We start from the raw sequence: 3,267 nt of genomic DNA on the forward strand, positions 1-3,267 counted from the left end.
CTTCCTGATGCGCACCGACTGGGGTTTTGTCCATCAGAACCCCGCCGACGGCCTGCGCATGACGGTGTCGGCGGGCGCCAATGTCGGCGAGCGGCTGATGGCGGTCGGCGACCGTCACTACGGCAGGATCCGCGCCACCGCCGTCGACTGGCTGTCGCGCGTCGAGATCGACGAGGACCGCATCGACGACGAGCCCCGCGCCTTTTCCGGCGGCATGCGCCAGCGCCTGCAGATTGCCCGCAACCTCGTCACCGGGCCGCGCCTGGTGTTCATGGATGAGCCAACAGGCGGCCTCGATGTCTCGGTGCAAGCCCGCCTGCTCGACCTGCTGCGTGGTCTGGTCACCGATCTCGGTCTGGCGGCCATCGTCGTCACCCACGACCTTGCCGTGGCGCGGCTCTTGTCGCAGCGCATGATGGTGATGAAGGACGGCCGCGTCGTCGAAAGCGGCCTCACCGACCGCGTGCTCGACGACCCGCGCGCGCCTTACACGCAATTGCTTGTTTCCTCGATTTTGCAGGTTTGACGATGGCGCCAAGGCACCCCCCTCTGGCCTGCCGGCCATCTCCCCCTCAAGGGGGGAGATTGGCTATCGTCCTCGGTTTCGCCACTCTCCAACGTTGCAGAACAAGCGCAACGAGAAAGCTGCCGATCTCCCCCCTTGAGGGGGAGATGCCTGGCAAGGCAGAGGGAGGCGTTGGCCCGCAAACGAACGACAATTGGAGGCCCTTCTGATGGCAACCCCCCTCGTTGTCTCCGACGTCGCCAAGAGTTTCACCATGCACCTGCGCGACGGCATCAAACTGCCTGTTGTCGCCGGTGTCTCGTTCTCGATCAGGGCTGGCGAATGCACCGTGCTCGGCGGTCCTTCCGGTGCCGGCAAGAGCTCGATCCTGAAGATGCTCTACGGCAACTACGCCGTCGACGAAGGCCAGATCATCGTCACGCATGATGATGGGCTGATCGACCTCGCCACCGCCAGCCCGCGCACCGTGCTGGCCATACGCCGGCAAACGATCGGCTATGTCAGCCAGTTCCTGCGCACCGTGCCGCGCGTCTCGGCGCTCGACGTCGTCGCCGAACCGCTGGTCGAGCGCGGCGAGAATCGCGAAGCCGCAAGGGACAAGGCGCGCGCCTTGCTGGCGCAGCTCAACCTGCCGGAGAAACTCTGGGCTTTGCCGCCTGCGACCTTCTCCGGCGGCGAGCAGCAGCGCGTCAACATCGCGCGCGGCTTCATCACCGAGCATCCGATCCTGCTGCTCGACGAGCCGACAGCCTCGCTCGATGCCAGGAACCGCGATGTCGTGATCGAACTCATCGCCGCCAAGAAGGCTGCAGGTGTCGCCCTGCTCGGCATCTTCCATGACCACGATGTACGCGAGGCGGTTGCCGACCGCATCATCGACGTCACCGCTTTCGCGCCCGGAAAAATCGCCGCATGACCAGGAAATTGTCCGAGACGCCGCTGGTCCACCCGACGGCGGATGTACAGAATTCGACGCTCGGCCGCTGGACCGAGATCGCCGACCGTAGCCGGGTCTCGGAAAGCGAACTTGGCGACTATTCCTACATGATGCAGGACTGCTCGGTCTGGTGTGCGACGATCGGCAAGTTCGCCAACATCGCGGCCAGCGTGCGCATCAACGCCACCAACCACCCGACCTGGCGGCCGACGCTGCATCACTTCACCTATCGCGCCTCGGACTACTGGGACGATGCCGAGCACGAGAGCGAATTCTTCGCCCAACGCCGCGCCAAGCGGGTCACCATCGGCCACGACACCTGGCTTGGTCACGGCTCGACCATCCTGCCCGGTGTCACCATCGGCGATGGCGCCGCGGTCGGCGCCGGCGCTGTCGTCTCGAAAGATGTAGCGCCCTATACGATCGTCGCCGGCGTGCCGGCAAAGCCGATCCGCGAGCGCTTCGATCGCCGCACGGCCGAACGCTACCAGGCGCTGGCCTGGTGGGACTGGGACCATGCAAGGCTGCGGGCCGCGTTGGATGACTTCCGGGAGCTCGAGGCCGAGGCGTTCTTGGAGAAATATGGCGGATAGCGACGCCAGGAACGGGCTGTCACTGACGCTGGGCAGCGGGGGCAAACCGCCCCCGCCCCTGCTATCCGCATGACGTGCCTCTCGACACCGGCATCGACGCCATGACGGCCCTTGTCTGGAACGCCTGAAGGACGGCCTCGCCATCGCCGGCGCGCGACGGGCGAGTATATGCGCATCAAGTGGTGCCGTCTGGCCACCGGCGCCAGCTCGCCAGGCCTGCATTCCACATCACCTTCGACTGCTGATCCTGGGCCGGCCGCAGACTCCGGCCTGTGGAGCGTAACAAAACTGACATCATCGCGACACGGCAGGTTCATGTGGCTGCGTTAGGCGAGAGCCTGACGATCAATGGTCCCGGACTGGAACCTGCCCCCATGCCAGCAAATTCCGCCACGCTCGAAATCCGCGGTGTCACCCGACGATTTGGCAAGAACACTGCCGTCAGCGACATCAACATCGCGATCCCGCAGGGTCAGATGGTTGGCATTATCGGCCGTTCGGGCGCCGGCAAATCAACCCTCCTTCGCATGATCAACCGTCTCATCGATCCCAGCCAGGGGTCGATTTTTTTTGACGGCGCCGAGGTCTCGAAGCTGAGCGGTTCGCCGCTGCGGCGCTGGCAGCGTGACTGCGCCATGATCTTCCAGCAGTTCAACCTGGTGCCGCGCCTCGACGTGCTGACCAATGTGCTGCTCGGCAAGCTGAACCACCGCTCGACCATCACCAACCTGTTCGGCATGTTCTCCCGCGCCGAATGCGCCGAGGCGGTCGCGGCACTCGAGCGGCTCGACATCGTCCGCACCGCGCTGCAGCCCGCCGGCACCTTGTCGGGCGGCCAGCAGCAGCGCGTCGCCATCGCTCGTGCCATGATGCAGCAGCCCAGAGTGATCCTCGCCGACGAGCCGATCGCCTCGCTCGACCCGCTCAACGCCAAGGTGGTGATGGATTCGCTGCAGGACATCAATTTGCGCGAAGGCATCACCGTCGTCACCAATCTGCACACGCTGGACACCGCCCGCACCTACTGCAACCGCATCATCGGCATGGCTGCCGGCAAGGTCGTCTTCGACGGCCCGCCGGAAGAGCTCAACCGCGAGGCGGTGCGCCTCGTCTACGGCGCCAAAGACCATCTTCCTGAACATTGGATATTTCTCCTGTAGGTTCCGGCCCCGCGCCGGCAGCGTTATCGATTTTGACAGGTGCCCTTGACG

3 protein-coding genes and 1 pseudogene are annotated in these 3,267 nt (G+C 65.0%); all 4 read left to right on the forward strand.

Going from position 1 to position 3,267, the window contains the following annotated elements:
- On the forward strand, positions 1 to 526 hold a 526-nt coding region (locus tag EN969_RS23300), incomplete at its 5' end, for an ATP-binding cassette domain-containing protein (RefSeq protein WP_127419430.1).
- A 208-nt stretch (positions 527 to 734) separates the two neighbouring features.
- Positions 735 to 1,442 (forward strand): phosphonate C-P lyase system protein PhnL, encoded by a 708-nt coding sequence (gene phnL / locus EN969_RS23310; RefSeq protein ID WP_063169037.1) that lies wholly within the window; start codon positions 735 to 737, stop codon positions 1,440 to 1,442.
- The gene (locus tag EN969_RS23315) at positions 1,439 to 2,056 is read left to right on the forward strand and encodes a DapH/DapD/GlmU-related protein (protein WP_063169038.1); all 618 of its coding nucleotides are present in this window, start codon (positions 1,439 to 1,441) and stop codon (positions 2,054 to 2,056) included. Before phnL ends, EN969_RS23315 begins: the two co-directional genes overlap by 4 nt.
- A gap of 374 nt (positions 2,057 to 2,430) precedes the next feature.
- Positions 2,431 to 3,177 (forward strand): annotated as a pseudogene (gene phnC / locus EN969_RS23320) (phosphonate ABC transporter ATP-binding protein); the annotation flags it as partial.
- Positions 3,178 to 3,267 lie beyond the last annotated feature (90 nt).

Origin of the sequence: Mesorhizobium sp. M7A.F.Ca.CA.003.01.2.1, from assembly GCF_003998945.1 — a bacterium.
Classification (GTDB): Bacteria; Pseudomonadota; Alphaproteobacteria; order Rhizobiales; family Rhizobiaceae; genus Mesorhizobium; species Mesorhizobium ciceri.